This window comes from Parafrankia elaeagni (assembly GCF_000374165.1).
GTDB classification, from domain to species: Bacteria; Actinomycetota; Actinomycetes; order Frankiales; family Frankiaceae; genus Parafrankia; species Parafrankia elaeagni.
This window is the reverse complement of the sequence record NZ_KB893761.1, coordinates 1-22,480: the sequence shown is the minus strand read 5'-3', so window position 1 is coordinate 22,480 and position 22,480 is coordinate 1. Positions and strand designations below refer to the sequence as shown.

Below are 22,480 nucleotides of genomic sequence, written 5' to 3'. Positions count from 1 at the left end.
CCCGGTCAATGCGCCTCCTCGCGCAGGATGTCGATGACCGCTTGGAGCAGCTCTTCGTCCAGATCAGGCTGGCCGGTGAGCGCGGACAGCACCCTCGCGACCGTCACCGAGCCGACGACGTCGGCGCGCAGCCGCCGGCCCAGCGCCGCCAGCCGGCGGGTGTCGTCGGGATCGGCGCGCAGCTTCGCGAGCACCGAGCGCGCCCGGTCGCCGTCGACCGCAGCTCGACCACCGTCGCTGAGCAACCGCCGAGCACGTGCCCGCCATACCTCCCAGTCGGCCTCGGGCGGCGGCTCGCGCACCTCCGGCCGAATCAGCACCGGCGCCCCCAGCAGCCGGTCCAGCACGACGGCTTCACCGACGTCCAGCCCGACCCGAGCGAAGCGGCGCTGTTCGGCGTTCAGGTTGAGCATGTCAGACAGGTGTTCGAACCCGGTTCGTTCGCCGAGCCGGTGCATCGCCACCAGGTAGGCGTTGTCGATGACGCCGCCGACCAGGGAGCCGGGCCGCTGGTCAAGGATCATGACTCCCTGGTGGTACTTGCGCACCTCGGCGAGCAGATTGTTGAGGTCCGCAGCGGCCTGGGCGGAGGAATCGGCGGACTCGGCGCGGGCGGTGGAGGATGCCGTGCCGGCCAGCAGGCGGTGCGCCTCCTCCAGCACGAGCACGTGGTAGCCGCGGCGGTCGGCGGTCTCGATCTCGCCGACCACGCTCACCAGCAGGAACGAGGCGATGAGGGCGAGCGCCTGGCCGTCCCCGATCGCACCGAACTCGAGCACCGTAGGGGTGTCGAGGAGCCTCGCGACGTCGGTGTACGGGCCGCTGTCACCTATGATGTGGCCGTAGTTGCGTTCCAGGCTGCTTAGCCGCATCGAGGTCGACGCGAGGATTGTGGACTGGTTCTCGGTGGCGTTTCCACCTGCGGACCACATCCGGCCGATACCCGCGAGCACGGTGTCCTTTTCGTCCGCCGCGCCGGTTCCCATCGCGCGCGCGACATCTCGCAGCGTCGGAGCGCGGCCGGCGAGGTCCGCGCCCTTGACGTCGGCCGCGCGCCACCCCGGCGGTCGACCGCCGGGAAACAGCCTGCGCGAGTATGCCTCGGTGATCGCCTGCTCGAAAATCGCCGGCAGCGGGTCCCACATCCAGAAGGCGGACCGAAAGCACGTCATGAGCCGGGTGATGTGCGTCTGGAGGTTGACGTTCGATGGAACGGCGAACGGGTTGAACCTCAGCGGGTTGTGGCGCTCGCCCACGGTGTAGACGACGAGCCTGCCAGGTGACAGTCCGCGAAACTCGCCTCCCAGCGTCGGGTCGATCACCAGGAACGGCGTGCCGCGAGCGTCGATCTGGTCGAGGACCGTGCAGGCGAAGTTCGTCTTTCCGGAACCCGGGGCCCCTACCACGAGCATCACGCGGTCGAGGATGTTGACACCAGCGGGATTGCCGTCACTCACCGGCAGCACGAAATCAGCGGCGAGGCTGTAACCCCGGTGCCGAACCCGCCCGATGGGGATGCACTGTCCCGCGTGCTCGCGGAAGTTGTGGTCGGTCATTCGCGGCAACTGCTCGAACGGGTTGATTGGCCGGCTCGGCAACCCCGACTGGCCGCCGGGCCGCACTGCGGGAAGGCGCCACAGGGCGGCCGCCTCGGCGGCGGACATCAGGCTTCCCACCCGCAGCAGCCCAGGGTCTGTCTGCTGATCGTGTTCCCGCTCCCGGCCAGGCTCCTCGGCCTGGGGCGATGGCCAGTCGAACACCCCCGCCACGTCCTCGGGGCCGGTAGGCCTCTGGTGCTGCGGCTGGTCGACGAACGCGAGCCGGCCGCGCGTGGTGTCGGACAGCGCGACTGGTTCGGTGGCGACGGGGAGATCCGCGTCCGACCTGCCGCGGGCCCCGTCGAATTCCATGCGCCACGCCGCCGTCACCGACCGCACCGACTCCACGTCCTCGCCGTAGACAGCGGCCTGGTAGGCGAACACCTCGTGGGCGTCCAGCAGCGCTTGAATCGCCGAACTCGCCCGCACCGCAAGCACCGCGTCCGGGGCGTTCTCCTTCAGCCGAACAGCGAGGTCCCGCTGGATCAGGCCCGCGGCGCGATACTCGTTCTGAGCGAGTTTCGTAGGCGTCAGCAGGATCCGGATCATCAACTCGCCGGGTGCGCCCGTCATGGCCGACACGACGGGCAGCAGGTCGCCCCGCGCGCGGGGAAAGGACGCCGGGAAGACGTGGCGCCGCCGAGGACGGGGGTTGTGGGGACTGCGACGATTGCGCTCGAGTCGTTCGCCACGCGACAGCGGGTCGAGTTCCGTCGCCCAGGTCAGCAGATCGAACTTCCGCAGGTCCGCTCGCCAGCCGAACCGGGTGTCCACGCCCGCGCGCTTACGGATCATATCCTTGGCCGCACCGGAGGTGGCGTCCCAGCTCACCTTGGAGCAGGTCAGCCGGGTGGGTGCCAGCGACAGGACGAGGCGCAGCGTCCGGGCGGCGTCGCGACGCGCGTCCGTCTCACGGCTGGACGACAGCTGCCCGTCGTTCGGGACCGAACTGTGGACCAGGAAGAACATCGCGATCTCCGCTGAGCTCTCGCGCGGGGCGACCAAGCGCAGCTCGAAGGTCCGGCGTATTCGACTCGTACCGCCGAGCACGTGCAGGGCACGCGCCATGTGTCCCATCGACTCGGTGAACTGGCGGCGCTCGGCGTCCGCACGAGGGGTGTCAGCGGGTTCTGGCAGGAACGGGATCTCCGCGACGGCGACGGCGACAGTCGTGCCGCCGTCCTCGCGCGCCATCGTCGCCGACTCGTCGATCGCCTCGTCGGCTCCGTCCGGCTCACGCATGTCGGTCACGCGCAGGTGCCCTCCCCCTCGTCGTGGCCCGCACGGCTACCAGTCCGCGATGAACAGGTCGTTCGCCAGGACCGGGAATCGGAACGCGACATTCGCCTCCCAGGCCGGGAACTTGTCGGCGAGCCCGGCGACCGCGCCAGCCTCGGACCGGTGCAGACCGCCGTGGCGGCGCAGCGCGATCGCATCGGCGACCAACGTCTGGTCGTGCCGCGTCCGGACGGGTGCCGCCTCGAAGACGCACAGGCCCGAGACTTCACCGCCGCCGGCGCTTAGATCGTTTCCGACCAGTTTCGGGAACCACAGTCCCAGCTCACCGGCGGACGCGAGGAAGACGTGCATCTCGACGCAGCTTTCGCGCATCTCACGGCTGTAACCTCGGTACGCCTTGTAGAGCGTTTCCGCCAGCGGGTCGTCGCGTCGGCTGGCGTGCAGGTCCTGGCGAGTGCTGCCGACCGACAGATGATCCCGCTCCCGCTGTGTCAGGCGCGCGGGCGACAGGACGACGGCCAGCGCGGTCGGCACCTGTCTCTGCACGAGTGCGTACAGCGTCGCCTCGAGGGTGTTGGCCGACCAGATCCAGGGGACCACCCGCAGGTCTCGTCGCTCCTCGACCGGCACGCCGAGGGGATCGAGCTCGGGCGGCACCCGGGCCGAGTCGGCGCCGCCGACCGTACGACCCGTCGGCCGCAGAAGCTCACCAGCCGGCGGCTGCGGGACCGTCAGGTGGTCGCCGTCGGCCTGAACCTCCGACCGCGTCGCCCGCGGATCGCCTCGGCGGATCGCCCGGCGGATCTCCACGGCCCGCAGGTCCGGCGTGTCCATGCGCAGCATCGACCGGGCGTCGTCCTGGCCCAGCTGCTCGAGCGGGAGCGAGCGCGGCAACGCCCCGAGCAGATGGGCGAGCAGGTCCTCCGCTCCGTATCTCCCTCGCGCTGCGCCGAACAGCGCGCAGCGCAGCGTCTTGCCACCCCAGCCCTCCGTCCAGTAGCGGAGCTGGACGCGCCAGTTCCGGTCCTCGTCCCCGTCCGACGGGTCCAGCGGGGCCTGGTCGACGCGTGAGGCCATGGTGCGCAGGAACAGGACCTGGTCGGCGAAGGAGCGGCTCGGGTCGTCACCACGGCGAGCGGACTCCTGGTTCGACAGCCACGGCACCGACAAGCCGAACATCCACCAGTCGTCCGGTTCCCGCCACAGATCGTCGGTCACAACTGACAGGTGCCCGGTTACGCCGCAGCCGCGGTGTCTATGCGAACCACGTCCTCGCCGGAGAGCAGACGCACCACCTCGGTGAACGTCCGTAGGCGGAGCAGACTCAGCTCGTCGCTGATCGATCGGCCGTTCCCGTCGTAGGCGGACAGCACGACCGAGCCGTCCGCGTCCCGGCGGCCCGACACAGCCCGGGCCGCCACGCGGCTCGTCCCCCGGCACCACTCGGGCAGCCGTTCGTCGGGGTCGGCGCACCATGCGAGGACGACGACGTCGGTGACGGCGAGGTCGCGGAGGAGGTGCTCACGGACCGAGCGGATCCGTTCCGCCAGGAAATCGGGATCGTCGCTCACGAGGTACAGCGTCGCCTCAGCGGTGGGAGGCGACGCGACGCAGCATCCGACGACGTGGGGCAGCGCGAGGCCGCGCACCATGAGGCGGGCCTCGGGCGGCGTCATCCGAAGTTCGTTGGGTGGGCGCCAGGCTGTCGAGCGCGGTGAGAGCATCGCGGGCTCGGCCTCCCGCCGCCCACCCGCGCCACCCGCGCCACCCGCGGCGGCCGCGGCGGCCGGAGGCGGCGGGTGCCCACGGTCCTCCCCCGAAGCCATCGAACCTACGACGGAGGCAAGGATGTTGTTGGGTACCAGGTCCTCGACCCGGCTCATCAGCCACGGGACGAGCTGGCGGTGCTCGGTCGCGAGGTCGCCGATACCGCTGGAGTGGGCGACGAGCTCCCGGAAAGCTCCGACAAAGGCGTTGGAGCCTACGGAGTAGAGATCGCGGAGGGTTTCGACGGCCGCTCGGAAACGCTTCGCGAGCTCCTCGTCCACCATGTGCAGCGGCAGGTTCTGCTCCCGTGCCAGCTCGATGAGGACGCGCAGCCGCTCGGCCTTGCGGGCGAGCTCGTGGCGCAGCCGGGTCCGCTCCACCTGGCCCTCCCGGTCGGCCAGTGCCACGGCGTCATCCAGGACGGTGACGTCGACGATCTCGTGGATACACAGGAAGCTCGACCCGCCGGGGCGGACGCTGCTCCACAGGTCCTCGCGATCGTAGGCATGGCGCATGACCTGGCTCCGGTCGAGGCGCCCGAACACCTCCTGGAAACGGCGGCGGAACTCCCTCCGCAGCAACGTATCCTTCGGCATGCTGAGCAGGTTGTAGCTCGTCACCCACTCGCTGAGCTGCTGCTCGTTCGCCGTCTGGAGGCCCACCCACGCCTCGACCGCGACGTCGACGCTGTCACCGTCCTCGAGCCGCAGGCCGCGCAGTACCTCCTGGTGCCAGGTCTTGCGCATGTCGAACTCGATCACGTACATGTCGGCGGAGAACGGGAGGCCCCGCGCGGGAGAGTAACGGCGGCCCGCGGTCAGGACCTTGACCGGGATCTCGTTGCGGAACAGCACCGCCTTGCGCTCGGCTTCGACTGTCAGTGATCGTGCCTGCCACGGCCTTCTCACGATGATGTCGTCGATGGGCATCGCGTTCTCCCTCGGTGCGTCGCGACTCTGTACGAGGTGCCCGCGGGCACGTGGGACCAGAGCCGAGCTGGACGTCGGTGTCGGCGACACCTCATCGGGCCCGACCATCACCAACGGCGTGTTCCGAAGAACGCGAAAAATTAAGATCATCGCCGCCGGTATGACGACAGCCGGTATGACCGAAAGCAAAAAAAACTTCAGCACACGGCGCCACGCCCCCGTTTCGCCTGCTTGGCCACCAGCAGACCAGGCTCCCATGTCCTGGCGCCGCGGACGACTGCCCAGCGTATGACGTGACTATAAGCCGTGGACGCCACGGCCGGAGGAGTTTGCGGTATCTATCGGTTCCATGCGGCGCCCCGACCACACGACGACGGGAACCACGAGTATTCGCCGCCGCGAGTACCCGGCGGATGACAGAATCCAGGCGAAGACTGACTCGAACGGGGCGAGGCCATGATCCGCGCCAATCGGCACAATACGGGCATTCTTGGGCCGGACGCCACCGTCACGGCCTCGACCGACGATTCCCCACCGACCAGGTCTCGCGCCCGCCGGCGGCCGCTCGCTCAACCGCCGTCTGACGGCGTGATCCCGCCGCTGGGCGCCGCGCGGGTGGTCGCGGCGCAGCAGGACGTGCCGCGGCGGCACGCGCGTCGACCACGTCGGCCGGCCCCGGACCCGCCCACCGTCGAGTCCGCCCGGCCGACAGATCCGAACTCGACGCGCCCGCGCCGTCCGAGCTGGACCGTCAGGCCGGCTCCTGCTCCGGTCGCCGCCACGGTCCCCGCCGCGGCCGGCCCGCCTGGCGAGCGCGTCAGGAGGCGCCCGCGACCCCGACCCACCGAAGCACCGCACCCGCCCCGGTCGGCCGCCACACGCCCGCCCGCCACGGTCGACGCCACGGCCTCGGTCGAGGCTGGCACCGGTCTGTTCCGAAGTGGTTCTCCACGCACCGCCGCGCCGACGTCAAAGCGAGCCCGTGCCGTGGTGGCCGGCGCACTTCGCCGACGTCGTGAGGCCGTGCCGGCCGGAGAGCGCGCGTCCACACCGCGGCGCTCGGGCAGGCAGGTGCACGAACGCGCGAAGCAGCGAAGGCAGACCCGGGCCAGCAGGTCCGCGCCGGCGAACCCGCGCCGGCGTCGCGCGTTGCCGGACCCGCCGCCGGTCCGAGCCAAGCCACTGCGCGCGGCCAGGGTCCGCACCAACACGCGCCGGGGCGAGCAGTCGGGCCGGCGCCGCTCGGGGCTGACCGGTGGCGGCGCGTCCACTCGGGTCCCACGGAGTCAGGCGGCTCGGTCCGGATTCGGCGGTCCCGCATCCCGGCGCCAGCGGTCGGCCGCGACCCCGGCGCCGGTCCATCCCCGACGCGTACGCGGCACCCAGCCGTCCCGGGTCCGGCCCAGCCCGCAGGCCGCGAAGCGCGGGTCCCTCGCCCGCCAGCCGCGCCCCAGGCAGGCGATCGTCGATCGTAGACGTGGCACGACGTCCCGCGCCTCGACCGCTGACGTCTCGGCGGCACGCCGTTCCCGCGGCGGGCTGACGCGGGCGACGCGTCATAACCCGGCCGAGGTCCCGCGCCGGCTCCGGCGTGCTCGCACGGGCAGGGCGCACAGCGGACGTCCCGGCTCCACAACCGCCACGACCGCAGGAAGATCTCCGGCGCGGAGTCCGGCCGGCAGCCAGCGGACGCCGTCGACCTCGCGGGAGAGAAAGCCGAACGCCGCGGTGAGCGCAGTACGGCGCCCGTCGTCGCAACGGGTGGAGGGAGGCCGCCTGACGAGCCGGACGGGCGTGCTTCCCGGCCGTGACAACCCGAGGCACGGCACGAAGCCGCTCAAGGGCGGGCGTTCGCGGAACTCGACGAAGAAGCCGCGACACACGCCGAAACGGCGGTTGGCCAGAATGATCGACAAGCACATCACCAAGCAGCGGGACGAGGTCAGCGCCATCGCGCGGGCCCGGCTGCAGAAGGAGCGCCGCCGGGGCCAGCGGCCGAGTCGGCCGGCGCCGTCGCCGAGGCCGCGTACGTCCCAGCGCAAGGGTTCGCAGTCGAAGCCCAAGCCCGTCCGCTCGGCGCTCAGACTCGCGAAGGAGATGAAACGGGAAGGGCTGGTCTTCGCTTCCGGTCGACCCGGCAGCAGCCGACAGAAACCGTGCAGGGACCCGATCGACGTGGTCACGGGCGAGATGTTCATGCAGGTCGTCGACGTGGACCTACCGGGCACGCTCGCCCTGACGCTGGGCCGCTCCTACGGGTCGGCCAATCCGGTGGGCTGGCACTTCGGACCGGGGTGGTGCTCGCTGTTCGACGTACGGCTCGTCGTCACCGGCTCTCGCGTCGGTTACGTAGCCGAGGACGGCGAGCTGCTGTGGTTCCCGGCCCCGGCCACCGGCGAGGTCGTCGTCGCGAGCGCGGATCGCCAGCTGGCGCTGACCCAGGCCGGAGCCGGTTACACGGTCATGAACCGGCACGACGGTAGGTTCCGCTCCTTCTGCGCGCCTCCCGGCGGCGACGCCGACCCCGTCCGCGAGGACGGGTCGGTCGAGCTGCCGCTATTCAAGATCACCGACCGGCACGAGAACTGGGTTCGCATCGACCGTGACGGGGCAGGCCTGGCCAGGGCGGTCCGACACAGCGGCGGCTACCGGGTCGATGTCGTGTCGGAGGGCACCCGCGTGACCGCGCTGTGTGCGAAGGTCGACGGTCGGCGGCAGGTCCTGATCCGGTACGGTTACGACTCCCTCGGCCGGCTGCGGTCCGTCACCAACTCGTCCGGAGTTCCCACGACATTCGTACACGATGAGCACGGACGCATCTCCGGCTGGACAGATCGCAACGGCGACCAGTACACCTACGAATACGACGAGGCCGGTCGGTGTGTGCGGACGCGGGGACCGGAGGGTTTCCTCGATTCGGAGCTCGCCTACGACGCCGATGCGCACCGCACCTCGGTCACCGACTCGTTCGGGCACGTCACGACGTACGTCGCCAACGCGCTCGGCCAGCTTGTGCGCGAGATTGACGGGAACGGCCATAGCACCACCTACGAGTGGAATCGCCATGACCAGCTGCTGGCGCGGACGGACCCCATCGGCCGGGTGATTCGAAACCGCTACGACGCCCTCGGCAACCTGCTCTCCGTCGAACGCCCGGACAATGCCGTGACCCGGTACCAGTACGACGACAGTCCACTTCCCACAGGTGTCCTCACCCCGGATGGCGCCCACTGGACCTATTCCTACGACGAACGGGGCGCCCTCAGGACCGTCGTCGACGCCGAGGGCGCGACCACCGCGTACATGTGCGGTCCCGCCGGCGCGGTCACGAGTGTCGTGGACGCCGTCGGAGACGTTCACCGCATGGTTAACAACCGGGCCGGTCTTCCGACGGTCCTGATCGACCCCGCCGGCGGCCAGTCTCGCCTGAGCTACGACGAGCTCGGTCGTGTGGTGCGCGTCGTTGACCCCACGGGCCACACGGTCCGGTTCCACTGGTCGTTGGAGGGCCGCATGGTCCGCCGGACGACCTCGGACGGCGTATGCGACCGCTGGACCTACGATGGTGAGGGCAATCTCGTCTCCCACACGGACCGGGCCGGGCGTCTGACCCGCTTCGAGATCGGGCACTTCGACATGACGACCGCACGCGTCGGCCCAGACGGGAACAGGGTCACCTACGGGTACGACACCGAGTTGCGGCTACGCAGCGTGACCAACTATGCAGGTCAGGTCTGGACCTACGAGTACGACGCGGCCGGCCATCTCATCCGTGAAACCGACTTCGACGGTCGGACCGTCCGCTACGAACGTGACGCCGCCGGTGCTGTCGTCGCGCGTGAGGGCGCTGTCCGCGTCGAGTACCGCCGGGACCTGGCCGGCAACGTGGTCGCGAAGATCACGAACGGCGAGCGCGTCACGTTCGTCCACGACGCGGCGGGTCGGTTGATCGCCGCGGTGTCGCCCACGTCGCGGCTGGACATCACCCGCGACCGGCTGGGCCGGGTGCTGTCGGAGAGCCAGGATGGGCGTGCCGTCGTCTCCCGTTGGGATCCGCTGGGCCGCCGGCTCCACCGACGGACGCCGTCCGGTGTTCGCAGCACCTGGTCCTACGACGCGCGGCGCCGGCTGACGGAGCTCACCGCCTCGGACGGAGAGGTGACGGCGCTGCGCCACGACGGCTCGGGCGCACCGACGCGGGTCGACTTCGGTGAGGTGGCCACGCTGCACCAGGGCTGGGCGAACGGCACGAGTTTGGCGTCCCAGCGACTGGTCACTCGCCCGTCCCCCGACCCGCTCGGCACGCGCCAGCCGACCACGTGGGAACGCGACTACACATACCGTGAGGACGGACTGCTCGTGGGCGTCCACGACTCGGTGTCGGGCTGGTGGCATTACGAACTGGACGCCGCCGGACGGGTGACCCTCGTCCAGGGCGACAGCGGGATGGAGCGGTACGCCTACGACACGGCCGGCAACATCGCGGCCGCCCACTGGCCCACTGCCACCGCGGCTGGCCGCCGCGGCGGTGGAGGTGGCCGGACCTACGCCGGCACGCTCCTGGTGAGCGCCGGAGACGGCGACGACCTCGTGGCTTACTGGCACGACGAACGCGGCCGGCGAGTCGGCCGGCGGGAGCACTCAGGCCAAGACGACGAGCTGTTGGCGCGGTACGAGTGGGACGGCGAGGACCGCCTCGTCGGCTTCGAAAGTTCGGACGGTACCCGGTGCCGCTACTGGTACGACCCACTCGGGCGCCGGATCGAGAAAGCCGTGGAGCTCGCCGACGGCACCGTCGAACGGACGCTGTTCGCATGGGACGGCGAGACGATGGTGGAGACGTGCAGGTCGTCCTCCGTAAACCCGCGACGCGAAACGACCACGTGGGACTACCTGCCCTCCACCGTCACCCCGGTCATGCAGACCTCCACGCGCTCCATCGCAGACTCCGCTGGGGCGGAGACCACCGTCGAGGTCTTCGGGATGGTGACCGACCAGATTGGTACGCCCACTGCGCTCGTGGACGTGCGCGACGGCGAGGCTGCCTGGCTGGCGCGTTCCACGCTGTGGGGGCTCCCGCTGCACGGGCCGGACATCGCGGACGGCTGCAGGGACGATCACCCGCTTCGCTTCGCTGGTCAGTACTTTGATCGTGAAAGCGGTCTGTCGTACAACCGGCACCGCTACTACGATCCGGAATGCGGCCGCTATCTCAGCGCCGACCCCCTCGGTCTGGCACCCGCTCCGAACCCACGGACGTACGTCGACAACCCCACCGTGCTCGTCGATCCCCTCGGGCTGGCGCCCTGCCGCGTTCTCCCGACTGGAAGAACGGACACGGTGGGCACGGTCCCAACCAGCGCGAGCGTGCCGGCATCACCCGCTGTGGCGCGTCCGCCGCTGCCGCGCGTGCAGATCCGACCAGCACTCCCCGCGTGGCAGCATCTCGCCGACTTCCAGGAGCGATCCCGTGGACGTGTTCGACATCATTGAGGAAGGATTCAGGAACACCGAGTTCGACTTTAAACCAATCCGGGACAGCGAAGGATACGGGGCCTGGGTGACAGTCCCGGACCCTTTCGATTGTCCGCTCCAGTTCGATGTCTCCGTCGATGTCGTTCAGGGCCCCCAGACGAAGACTGATGCCGACACACAGTGGAGTCCCGTACTCCTCGACGTGGTCTGGCACGTGCGGGAGATCGACGACCAGATCGTTCGGCTGGTGGCAGCCCGACTGCTGACGCTGCACGCCGAGAACCGGTACAAACTCTCACTCTGGCCCGGGGAGGCCGGGCGCTCGCTCGTGGTTTGTGAGGGAAACCTGGCTCTGTCACCCGGGAGCGCCTCGGAACTCACCGACATGCTGCGCCACCAGAGCGCACTGGCGGTGGAGGCCACGCTGGCCTGCGAGTGCGGGGAGTCCCTCCTGCTCCGTTGATCCCCGGCCATCTCCTGGCCGACAGGGCCTACACCAGCAAAGAAAATCCGAAAGTCGCTGCGGACGCAGGGTAAATACCACAAGATCCCGGAAAAGAAGGACCAGAAAGCGGACCGGCGCCGTCGCGGGTCCGCGGGCGGACGCCCGCCCGCGTTCGACGCGCAGCTCTATAAGCAGCGCAACGTGGTGGAACGCTGCTTCAACCGACTCGCAGTACCGCGAGCTGGCGACCCGCTACGGCAAACGCGGGCACTACCAAGCTTTAATGCGTAGATTCATGTTGACCACAGCTCTTCCCAGGCCAGGCCGGTTTCGGCGAGGAACCCCAACAGCAGCGAGGGCCGGTACTGCATCCGTTTCAGCCCGTGCTTGGCCGCCTGGCAGACCTCGTCGAGGCTGCGGGCGGCCAGGTTCACCAGCGCGGTGCGTTTGAGCTGGGACCACACCCCCTCGGCTGGGTTCACCTCCGGGGCGTAGGCCGGTAGCCACACCACGCTCACCCAGCCGGCGTGCTCTCGCAGGAACCCGGTCATCTCCCCCTGCCGGTGGATGTTCACCCGGTCCCAGACCAGCACCAGCCGGCCCCCGGGAAGCTGCGCGTGCGCGGCGGCCAGCAGATCCCGACAGTCCTCCCAGCCGATGCCCTTGCGCCCGTCACCACCGCGCCAGGTCCGGGCCCGGTAAAGCAGCCGTGGCCGCCATCCCGCCCGGTAGCAGACCATCCCGACCACACTGACCCGCCCGGACCCGCCCCGTCCTGGCACCCGCACCATCGGCGTCACCCCACGGCGTGCCCACGTCCGACCACGTGGCGGCCTCAGGCCCTGCCCTGTCTCATCGAGGAAACAGACCCAGGCGGCCTGGGCCGCCGCGGTGGTTTTACCGCCGGCCACCGCTCATCGCGCCACTCCCGGACGGCGGTGTCGTCACGTTCGATCGCCCGGCGCGCCGGGAGCTGACACGACCAGCCGTTGCGGTCCAGCAGCATCCACACCCCGGGCAGCGTGTACGTGAGTCCGAACTCCCGTCTGATCACGTCCGCGACCCGGGCCAACGTCCACCGCTGATCATCCCAGCCGTACGGTCCCGGACCCCGGCGCAGGATCGCCTCCAACCGGGCCAGCTGTCGATCATCCAACCGGCACGTCGACAACGGGCCAGTCGACCGCAACGCGGCCGCACCCCCCGATTCCCAGGCCTGGTACCAGCGGCCCGCTGTTTTCGGGGTGACTTTGAATTCCCGGGCCACCTCCGCCCGGGTCGCGCCCTGATCGAACCGGTCAGCCGCGGCCATCCGGATCCGTTCCCGTTCCACCTGCTCGACGGGCGTCAACCCGCCACCCGTCGCATACCTCATGCAAAAGGTTTACCCACACACCATCAGCCATCACCAGGCATATTGACACCACGCATTAATCATCAGTACCACCGGTCCGAGGTCGTCATCGCCTCGGTCATGATCTGGCTCACGACATGATCCGCCAGACAGGCCCGTGCGTGCCGCTCAGACCAAACCCGCAGGTCACCTGTCTGAGAACAGCGAGACGATCAGATCGTGGCCCAAGTCAGGTTAGACGCCGATGTGAACATGGGAGGCCCAGGTCGACGGACGGTTGACCAGTCGGGCGCGCTGCTGCCGAGCTACGGCATGCAGGGCACCCGCGACATCGGTCGGGGCCGAGCCTACGAGTCGGGCGTAGATGTCATCGGTGATCGAGACCGCCAGTGCGTCGTTGATAGGCCAGAGCGTGCCGACGACATGGCGGTAGCCGGCGAGATGGAAGGCGGAGGCGAGATGGATCGCCTCATCGAGAAGGCGACCACTTGACTGGGCGGTGGAGCAGGCGGACAGGAAAGCGAGCCGGGCATCCAACCGCAGGCGGGAGACGTCGATGACAGTCAGGGGTGATTCTTGATGATCATTAAGGAGTAGATGGCTCGCCGACGGATGAGTGAAGTCCGCGTCGCCGTGACAAGCGAAATGTGCCCACTGGGCCCTTTTCATCGCCGCCAGCACTGAGCGGCGGGTCGCCTCTGCGCCAACTATCACCTCGAGGTGCCCCGTGTGATGTCGGCTCACGGCGGCAGCCTCCGCAGTCGCGCCTGGCAGGTCGGATGCGCCAGGTGTCCGCGGCATGGCCACAATCAGGCCTCGGTCCTGGATACTCGCACCGGCTGCGGCCGTGTCGTGCCGACGGGCGTGACCGAGAGCGCGGATCGTCGGGGTGTAGGAAGACACGGCTCTGTCCATCACCGTGGCCGGCTCTGGGTCGTCCCGACCGGTGTGGTGGCCGGCGGCGTGGACGGGCAGGAACGAGAGCAGACCGGACAGGCACCACCACACTCGCGGCCATGGCTCGCCGGGTGCCGGCGGACCTGTGATGCCGAGTCGAGCAAAGACGGGACCGGCGAGTTCGTCCCACAGCCAGCCCAGGATCTCGGCGAGTACTCGCTCGGCCGGTGCGCCCGCCGCAGGCGAGTTCGTTCCCTCGTCCAGAGCCGTGATGAAGGCAGTGACCTGGCTGGTGACGATTTCGGGTGTGAGCGTCGTCAAAGGAATCGGCGTGTCGACGCCACCGCCGGTCACTATCAGCGCGTAGCTGCCGTAGGTCGAGACGGTCACTACTACAACGGGACCGTCGACGCTCACCGCGGTAAGGTCACGGATCAGCGGTGGGCTGAGGAATCTCTCGAAGCCAGGCATTGCTCGGATGTCCGCCAGCACGCCGGTAAATGCGGTCGCGGCGTCCCGTCGCCGTTGCGTGCGCGCGCTGTCGTCGGGACGTCGATGCCTGGCGTGCATCGAGTCCGAGGCTGTGTCGGCCGGAGAAAGGATGGGCGTCGCAGCACCGGCGCTCGGTTGGTCGAGTGCGTCGCGCGCCGCGATGAATCGCCGAGCGAGGTTCGGATGGCGTTCAGTGAGGACGGTCAGGTCCGTGCGGCTCTCCAGCGCCTGCCCGAGCAGGATTCCCCTTCCCTGCTCGAAAAGCTCGACTGCCCGGTCGACCTGGCCCGCACGCACGCAGCAGGCGGCCGCGTCCGAGCCTAGTCGGCCGAGCTCCTCAATCTGATGTTCCTGATCGGAGCGGTCCAGACTTCGCGGCGCCACCAAACCTGCGAGGCTCACTGCCACGTCAAGGCCTTCGGCGGCTTCCCGCCACCGGCCCGCCTGGGCCGCGGCCCGGGCCCACAGCCGCGCAGCGACGACACGTTCCCGGGGCGGGGCGTTCGCGATAGCAGCCGCCTGTCGCCCGCACTCGATTGCCTCTCGGAGGTCCGCTTCCCAGCTGTCGGTGTCCCCGGTGCGGCCGCCGACGCCAAGAGGCTCGGCTCGGGAACGTAGACTCTCGCCAAGGTTGATGAGGTGTCTTACACGCTCCGGATGGTCGGCAGGGCTGCTGCCGATCGCGGCTCGGCCGGCCTTCACGGCCGCGTCGAAGTCCTGAGTGTCGCCGCTTCGCAAAGCGCGCGCACTGATGGCCCCTGAAAGATTGGCCTGGTACCGGGACATCAGCGGATGATCAGAAGGGCATGCCCTCACGACCTCCGTGCCCACGGCGATCACTTCGTCGATGTCCCCCATGTCCTCGGTCTCGGCGAAGCGGAACTGCGCCACGACGCTCAGATTCGACAGCATCGCCAGACGGTCGGGGTGGTCATGCGGGGTGACAGCGACAGCTTCCCGGCAGGCTGCGACAGCGGCGTCAATGTCGGCGATGTTCTCGGTTCGTTGGAATCGAAGGCGGAGGCTCTGGCCCAGAGCGATGAGGTATCCCGCGTGGTCCGGATGACCTGGCGGAGTCACCACGACCGCCTGCTCGTAGTTGCTGATGGCCGCGTCGAGATCGGCACCGCTCCCGGTCTGTTCGAAGCGGCTCTGCAGTGCGATGCCGAGGTTGGCCACGGTGGCGGCGCGGTGCTGGTGATCAGCCCCCAAGTCCTTCGCCGCGTCCCAGCCGACGCCTATCGCGGCGTCGAGATCGGCGAGATCTCCCGACCGTACGAAGCGGGCTTGGAGAGCATTACCCAGAGCCGCCAGCCGCACGGCGCGCTTGGAATGGCCGAGTGGAGTCGTCGCGACGACTTTGCGCCCTAGGGCGACCGCCTGGTCGATGTCGGCCATCCGCCCGAGGCGGCTGAACCGGAGGGTAAGTACTCGCGCGAGTCCGGCCAGGAAGCCGACGCTATCTGGATAGGCCGCCCGAGCTGCCGAAACCGACTCTCGAAAGACGGCAACAGCAGCATCGAGATCGCCAGTCTCCCCCAGGCGTTCGAAACGCTCGGCGAATGCGTTGCCGAGCGTCGCCAAACGGGCGGAGTGGTGCCCGTCGTCGGGCGAGCTGAGGCGTGTCCCCTCACAACCGGACTCGATGGACTCCTCCAGATCGGCGAGGTCCCCACGAAGCGTGAAACGCAGCAGGAGGCCGGCGCTGAGCGTCGACAACGACGACGCGAGCGACGCGCTGTCCGACGAACAGCTGGCAGCGTCACGGCTCATGGTGATCGAGGCGTCGAGATCGGTGTGATCTTGAGTCTGGGAGAAGCGCTGCAGCAGCACAGCGCAAAGATTAGTAAGCACGACTGACGAGGTGGGATCGTCTCGGTTCAGTACCCCCAGAGCTTCGCGTCCCACTGCCGTCGCCTCGTCGAGATCGGCCAGATCCCCGGTCCGCTCGAACCGGTTAGCCAGCGCCGTCGTCAGGTTGGCCAGATGCGCGGTACGGAAGCGACTGTCTGGCGGCAGCGCCGCTACAGCCGACCGAAGCAATGGAAGTGCGTCATCAAGTAACGCCAAATCGCCTGTGGTCTGACTATGCTCCAGCAGCTTGATCGCGCGATCCGCGATGCTCTCGGGACTGTCCGGACGCGGGGGTTGATGCTCCTCGAAGAAGGCGAGTACCACGCCAGGAAGGCTGGCCCGATCGATCCAGTACAGCGGCGCGAGCAGGGCGAGCGCCCGGGTGAGATCCGCTCGGTCCTGCCCTGCGTCGAGTGTCAGGTAGCGGCACCAATGCAACAAGCCGATTGCGCTGAGGACCTCAAGGTCTCCAACGAGGTCTGGCACCTCGTCCGTGAGCATCTCGACGTCGACCAGCGCAGCCGGATCAAGGATCACCTCGGGATCCTGGTGCATCGAGAAGAGCGCCAGCCGCTCTCGAAGTCGGGCCAACGCCTGCTCCCGGATGCCCCGCTCCCGTGCTCCTCGGGTCAACCCGCCACCGCCTCAAGTCGATCCTGCAAGCCCACTACGAACCGCCTACGCCAAAGGGGTTTGGGCCCCGTGCGCTCGTCCGCCACCGCGCCGTGGTCCCGGCAGCCCTGCCGCCGACGCGCACTCCCGCCCGTGCTGGCAGCCCAGTGCTCCAGCCCGACGGTTGGGGCCGGGACGACGTTCCTCGCGCTCGGCAGCGCGTGTCAGGGCCGGCGAATCCCTGATGACGAATCCTCGACAGAACCGGCCGGGGAATCCGCGGGATGTCGGCTGGTCACGGGCGCGTCAACAAGGCGGTGGATCATTTCGTTGATCCGTTCGCGCACGGGCTCGGGTGCGGGAAGGACGGGTTCGTCGCCGAGCGGCGTGGCCCGCTTCGGCGCGAGATCGATCAGGTCTGCCCAGACAAGGTCAATCGCCTCGGCGGCGCCGTCCGCGAGCGCGATGGAAAGCCGGTCAAGAGCCCTGTCAAGTTCCTGCCATCGCCGGGTCGGCAGCGCCCAGGACTCGGCCAAGCGTAACGAGATCACCATCGACTGCTGCTGCCGCGGGCCGAGGGCGGCGCCGCCGGCCGGCCTGCCGGACGCACTCTCCGGCGTAATCTCGTTCCCCACAGTGCTGAGGCTACCCGGGCCTGATCGCGCGCTCCACCGAGGCCGTCGAACCGGGATGGATGCCCGGGCCGCCACGCTCCCGCCGGAAACCGTTTAGGCCGACGCATTGGTTCGGAGGGCGAGATCCAGGAACACCCTGTTGAAGGGGAAGTCGACGAGGGCGGCGGCGATGAGCCGACGGTGCGGGGCGTCGACGCGCCCGTTCTCCAGGTCGATCACGATTGCGCGCCAGACATCCCGCGGTGTGCTGCCCGTGAAGGTGGGACGCAGGTCGCGAGCGAGTCCGACGCGGTCAAGCATCGCAGCCGCGGCAGCCTCGCTGGGAAAGACCGCCGCCAACTCCCGCTGCAGAAGCTCGCGATCCTCCCAGGTCAGGGGGACATCGGCTGCCCAGTGCGGGTGCGTCGAGTCCTCCCAGCCGGCCCGGGCGTCATGGCCGATGCCGGGAAGCCGTTCGGTCAGCGCCTGGGCGTGTTCCCGAGCAAGATCGGTGATGCCGCGGGCGCGCCGTGTGGAGGCCTCAAGCAGAGCCTGATCGTCGACAAGCTGCTGAACGAACCATTCGACCAGCCGCGCGTCTTCACGGAACAACCCATCGACGGCCCCGACGCCCTGGGCACCGCCTAGAGCTTCGCTCATGTTCCATCTGGCGACGTCGACGGCGCGTCGCATCCGTTCCAGCGCGCTCGAGGTGTTGATCAGATGTGCCTGCCCGGCCCGCAGCCGCGCGAGCTGGCCCGGGATCCCTCCCGCCTGGTCGTCGACGGGATCTGCGTCGAGCGTTCGAGCCAGCGCGGTCGTCAGGGCCTCAACGTCGTCCCGCAGCCCGCGGACGGCCCGCCCGTCCCCCCACACCCTTAGGTGGTAGCGCACCTTGGCGGCGTGCAGGAGATACCGGGCAAATGGCGGCATCTCCGGGGTTCCTCTCGACCAGGCCCAGGCGCTCAAACGAGCGTCGTCCTCCTCAGCGCCCAGCAGCGCGATCCGGCGCTGCGACCGGCCGTCCGGGAGGAGGTCGGCCTCCCACATGGCCAGTCCAGACATCACTGCCGGTCCGGACATCGTTGCCGGGGAGTTCAAGGGGATGGACGCCCGGTTGCGATCGACATTGCTCGCAACAGCGCAGGGCAGTAGGCCCGCGAGTAGCTGCGCAGTGCCCGATCGCGCCGCGAGTGCGGCGGGACTCCCGCCGCGCAGCCGACCGACATAGATCCGCACAACTCCGAGCAGCCCGGCCGCCATCGGCCCAGGCATGGCCGACTCGGCCACTGCTGGCTCGGTCATCGACGGCCTGGCCGCTGGCGGCTGTGCGGCCGTTGCCTCGCCGGCTGCCTGGGCCCACAACTCGTCCAGGCTGGTCCAGGACGTCTCCTCGTCCGAGGCGCCCGGAGCCGGTGCCAGGACGACCGACAGGTTGGCCACGTCATGGTGCCTGCGCAGGATTGCCTGAAAAACCCCGGTGCCGCGCCGGGCACAGGCGGCGAGCGCCACGTGGTCGGGGTGCCCGGGCCCCGGCGCGAACCACCCATCGGGAAGGGCGGCAGGCAGGCCCAAGCCGATGACCTCGTGGCTTATTCCAAGGCCACGCTGGCATCGGCGCCACACCTGCGCCAAGTGGTCGGCCGCGGCGGCCGCGTCCGGTCCGTCCAGCGGGGCGAACAGATGAACCACCAGCTCCCGGCCGGTCAGATCCGCGCGGAGCACCGACTCCTCCATCGTCAGCCGCCATTGTGGATGTAGGCCGCCCACCATGACGACTCGATACCCCGCGACCGGGCGGCACGCACAGCAGTGTGCACGGCGAGGGCGACGTCGCCGCGGGTGGATTCCACCGCGGTGTAGACAGCGTCCGCGATCGAGACTGACACGGCGTCCGACACCGACCAGAGCGTGCCGACAACGTGGCGGTATCCGGCGGGCTGGAACGCCGCGGCGAGGTGGATGGCCTCGTCCAGGAGCACCGGTCCCGACCGCATGTGCATCATCCCGGTGTCGGCGAACGGACCACCGGCCGCCCTGACCAGCTCCACCACCTCACGCGCCACAGCCGGATCGAGCACGATTGGTTCGGTCACTCTCACATCATCCACATAAGCTCATCTGACCGGATCGGACATAGCAGAACCGCTGAGTCGGCTCGGAGGCCCGGCACAAAAAGCTGTGTTCCTGTTCCCGGGCATCCACCAGCGCCTTTCCCCGCGACTCGGCAAGACAGGGTCCAGACGCTTCTCGCCAGCCAGCAACCCCGCGAAAAGGCGGCATTGAGGCGGATCGGCGGCCTGTCCACGTCGCCGTGTCCCGATCGACGACGGATCGCTGTGTATGCTCCCCGTTCGTAGCCGTCCGACCGGGAGGACGACGGGCAGGAGGATCTCCGGTTGCGACCTTGTTTGCGTCCGCCCCTGAGGGCCGGAATCAATTCTCCGCATCTGCGCGGTCGCCGACAGGCTGCCCAGTCGGCAGGCTCTCCACACGCGGCACCATCACCACGGTGAGTCGATCGGGCGAGGCGCGAGGGCGACGCAAAGTCGTCGAAAACCTGAGTCTGCGGGGTGGGCCGCGGCTAGTCTGAGCCCGTCACGCGGACACCTGGAACGGAAGACGAAACTCGGGGGCGCAGGTGGGTAACAGTCGTCAGCATGCCCGGACCGCGGGCAGGTGGGCATGCCGCAGGGTCTGAACCAGCTGAAAAGTTACAACGAGTTGGACGCACTGATCGGCCTTGACGGAGTGAAACTCGAGGTTCGATCGATCCTGGCGATGATCAACTATTACCGAATGATGGCCGAGCGTGGTCAGAAAGTCTCCTTCGAGGCGCAGCATCTGGTGTTCGCCGGCCCGCCAGGCACCGGCAAGACGACCGTCGCGAGGATCTTCGCGCGGCTGTTGGCTGAAATGGGGGTCTTCGAAGTTAACCGGGGTGGGGCACGGTGGCCCGACCAGGGCTGGTGACCGTGCGTGATGTTGGCTCGTCGTGGCTTTGTGTGCCGTGCGTGGGACGCTGGCATGTCGTGACACGAAAAGACCCGCAACCCGGGCGATCTTGATTGTTCTCACGCAATCCAGACGCCACGGGGTTACGGGCTTGGACGATCATAGTAGTGCGGCGACGTTGCTGTTGGAGCTGGACGGACTGGTGGTGCAGCGCGTCGAGCGGCAGGCTGACGGATCACGGCTGGCATGGCTTGCGACCGCGGACGAGACGGCGCGGGCATGTCCGGACTGCGGAGTGTTCGCGCATCGGGTCAAGGGCGTCGTGACCACCCGGCCGCGTGACCTGCCCTGCGGCTCCACCCCTGTGCGACTGGTGTGGGTCAAGCGCCGGTGGTACTGCCAGGAGCCTGGGTGCGGCAGACGGTCGTTCACCGAGTCACTGCCTGCAGTGCCGACGCGGGCGCGGCTGACGACCCGGTTGCGCGAGCAGGCCGGGCGGCTGGTGGTCGATGGGATCTACGCGACGGTCGTGGCCAGTGCGCGCCAGCTGGAGCTGTCATGGCCGACAGTCATGGACGCGGTGCGCGACGTGGCCACGCCGTTGACCGACACCGCCCCACCGCCGGTGGACGTGCTCGGGATCGACGAGACACGCCGCGGCCGGCCGCGCTGGCGGCCCGCGGACCCCGCCGGCGAGGATGCGTCAGCGCGCGGGGAGCCGGCGAGAGCCCGGGTGCTGGCCGACCGGTGGCACGTCGGATTCGCCGACCTCGGCGGCGGGCAGGGCGTGCTCGGCCAGGTCGAGGGCCGCACCGCCGACGACGTCGCGTACTGGCTGGCCAGCCAGCCCGCCACCTGGCGTGACCGGATCCGCTACGTGGTGATCGACATGTGCACCGTGTTTCTCGCGGCCGTCCGCCGCTACCTGCCCCTCGCCACCCTCATCGTCGATCATTTCCACATCGTGCAGCTCGCGAACAACGTCGTCGCAGAGGTCCGCCGCCGCGTCACGACCCTGCTGCGCGGCCGGCGCGGACGCGACAGCGACCCCGAGTGGAAAATCCGTAACCTGCTGGGCCACAACCGGGAGAACCTCACCGACCGCCAGCTCACGAAGCTGTGGAACACCCTGGTCGACCTCGACGAACCCGGACAGACCATCCTCGCTGCCTGGATCGGCAAGGAGGAACTGCGCGCCCTGCTCGCCCTCGCCGGCACCCACCCCGACCGCACCATGATCGCCCACCGGCTGACGAGGTTCTACCTCTGGTGCGCCGACGCCGGCATCCCCGAACTCGAACGCCTCGCCTCCACGGTCAGCACCTGGTGGCCGTGCATCGAGGCATTCCTGCTCACCGGGCTCACCAACGCCGGCAGCGAGGGCCACAACCGGGTCGTCAAGCTCGACGCCCGCAACGCCTTCGGATACCGCAACCCCACCAACCAGCGGCTACGGACACGCTGCGCAACCACCCGCCGAGCCCGCGGATGTTTCAACCCCGCTTAACTTCGAAGACCCGGTTTGCCTCCGCGGTCTCCGAACAGACCGGAGGAGAGCCGGTCGAATCCGGGAGGTTCCTGGTGCCTGATCGGCCAGCCAGGGAGGCAACGTGAGTTTCAATCCGCTCGAAGAGAAGGGTGTGCCCCTCTGCGACCAGATACGGAACTGGTCGGAGCTCAATGTCGAGCCGTATGACAAGACGGCGGTCGACCCGTACACCCGGTGCCGGGTGATCGCGATGAACGGCATCGAGGTCGAGGCGGTGCTGTTCAGTCACCAGTTCGCCCGACACACCGACGTTCCGGAGGTGAAGTCCGCGCTTGCGGAGATCCGCCGCATCGAGCAGCAGCAGCAGAAAGCCGTGAACTGGTTGATTCCGGGCGAGGAATCGACGTTGGAGGTCACCCTTGGCTACGAACAGGAGGCGGTCGACCTCACCGCATGGCTGGCTCGCAGCGAGCCTGATCCTTACCTGAAGCAGACCTACGATTTCGGCCTGTTGGAGGACTTTGGTGTGCCCCGTTAATTCCGGACAGGCGTTATTAAGCTGATCTACGCAGCAGACTGTCTTTTCAAGTACTCATCGTGGACTTGCTGTGGGGTTCGGTAGTCGAGGGCCGAGTGGCGGCGTGTCGTATTGTAACGGAGTTCGATGTATCGGGCAATGTCGCGTCGGGCGTGTTCGCGGGTGGGGTAGACGGTGCGGTGAACACGTTCGTTTTTCAGGGTTGCGAAGAACGATTCGGCC

General features: G+C 68.9%; 13 protein-coding genes and 2 pseudogenes. 6 read left to right on the top strand and 9 right to left on the bottom strand.

The features are described 5' to 3' along the window. Positions 1-5 precede the first annotated feature (5 nt). From B207_RS0125940 to B207_RS0125930, 3 genes are read right to left on the bottom strand one after another with little or no spacing between them, the layout of a single operon-like run. On the bottom strand, positions 6-2,840 hold the full coding sequence (locus B207_RS0125940; protein WP_230205241.1) for an ATP-binding protein: 2,835 nt from the start codon (positions 2,838-2,840) through the stop codon (positions 6-8). Between the two features lie 45 nt (positions 2,841-2,885). Then, positions 2,886-4,055, bottom strand: a complete 1,170-nt coding sequence (locus B207_RS0125935; RefSeq protein ID WP_018639591.1) for a hypothetical protein — start codon at positions 4,053-4,055, stop codon at positions 2,886-2,888. 17 nt (positions 4,056-4,072) lie between these two features. Continuing rightward, a complete protein-coding gene (locus tag B207_RS0125930; protein ID WP_018639590.1) occupies positions 4,073-5,533 on the bottom strand; it encodes a hypothetical protein in 1,461 nt (486 codons plus the stop codon). Positions 5,534-7,438: 1,905 nt separating this feature from the next. Between B207_RS0125930 and B207_RS35660 the strand changes: the two genes are divergently transcribed. The 3 genes and pseudogenes from B207_RS35660 to B207_RS43045 form a co-directional block, all read left to right on the top strand. Continuing rightward, the gene (locus B207_RS35660; RefSeq protein ID WP_051102673.1) at positions 7,439-11,026 is read left to right on the top strand and encodes an RHS repeat-associated core domain-containing protein; all 3,588 of its coding nucleotides are present in this window, start codon (positions 7,439-7,441) and stop codon (positions 11,024-11,026) included. After that, positions 11,004-11,471: a hypothetical protein gene (locus tag B207_RS0125920; RefSeq protein WP_018639589.1), complete on the top strand. Its 468-nt coding sequence runs from the start codon at positions 11,004-11,006 to the stop codon at positions 11,469-11,471. The genes B207_RS35660 and B207_RS0125920 overlap by 23 nt, the downstream gene beginning before the upstream one ends. A 2-nt stretch (positions 11,472-11,473) precedes the next feature. Continuing rightward, positions 11,474-11,715: pseudogene (locus B207_RS43045) on the top strand (transposase); the annotation flags it as partial. 31 nt (positions 11,716-11,746) lie between these two features. Here the strand turns inward: B207_RS43045 and B207_RS43170 are convergent. The 5 genes from B207_RS43170 to B207_RS0125890 form a co-directional block, all read right to left on the bottom strand. Continuing rightward, positions 11,747-12,828, bottom strand: a protein-coding gene (locus tag B207_RS43170; protein ID WP_456095355.1) for an IS630 family transposase whose coding sequence is annotated in 2 segments (ribosomal slippage) — positions 11,747-12,333 and positions 12,333-12,828 — 1,083 coding nt in all. Because the reading frame shifts where the segments join, the coding sequence is not laid out codon by codon here. Positions 12,829-13,041: 213 nt separating this feature from the next. Further along, a complete protein-coding gene (locus B207_RS0125905) occupies positions 13,042-16,641 on the bottom strand; it encodes a CHAT domain-containing protein (RefSeq protein WP_018639586.1) in 3,600 nt (1,199 codons plus the stop codon). Positions 16,642-16,886: 245 nt separating this feature from the next. Then, positions 16,887-17,216 carry a CATRA system-associated protein gene (locus tag B207_RS0125900; protein WP_154675633.1) on the bottom strand — a complete coding sequence of 110 codons (330 nt, stop codon included), beginning with the start codon at positions 17,214-17,216 and terminating at the stop codon, positions 16,887-16,889. A gap of 174 nt (positions 17,217-17,390) precedes the next feature. Continuing rightward, positions 17,391-19,049, bottom strand: coding sequence for a CATRA conflict system CASPASE/TPR repeat-associated protein (locus tag B207_RS0125895; RefSeq protein WP_154675632.1), 1,659 nt, complete (start codon positions 19,047-19,049; stop codon positions 17,391-17,393). Then, complete coding sequence (locus tag B207_RS0125890; protein WP_018639583.1) at positions 19,016-19,372, bottom strand: CHAT domain-containing protein; 357 nt, start codon at positions 19,370-19,372, stop codon at positions 19,016-19,018. The genes B207_RS0125895 and B207_RS0125890 overlap by 34 nt, the downstream gene beginning before the upstream one ends. Positions 19,373-19,961: 589 nt before the next feature. Between B207_RS0125890 and B207_RS0125885 the strand changes: the two genes are divergently transcribed. The 3 genes and pseudogenes from B207_RS0125885 to B207_RS0125875 all read left to right on the top strand — a co-directional run. Next, positions 19,962-20,249, top strand: a complete 288-nt coding sequence (locus B207_RS0125885) for an AAA family ATPase (protein ID WP_018639582.1) — start codon at positions 19,962-19,964, stop codon at positions 20,247-20,249. Between the two features lie 133 nt (positions 20,250-20,382). Further along, the gene (locus B207_RS0125880; protein WP_026311456.1) at positions 20,383-21,738 is read left to right on the top strand and encodes an ISL3 family transposase; all 1,356 of its coding nucleotides are present in this window, start codon (positions 20,383-20,385) and stop codon (positions 21,736-21,738) included. 103 nt (positions 21,739-21,841) lie between these two features. Then, positions 21,842-22,243: pseudogene (locus tag B207_RS0125875) on the top strand (hypothetical protein); the annotation flags it as partial. 41 nt (positions 22,244-22,284) lie between these two features. Here B207_RS0125875 and B207_RS38960 read toward each other — a convergent pair. Further along, on the bottom strand, positions 22,285-22,480 hold a 196-nt coding region (locus B207_RS38960; protein WP_154675631.1), incomplete at its 5' end, for an IS3 family transposase.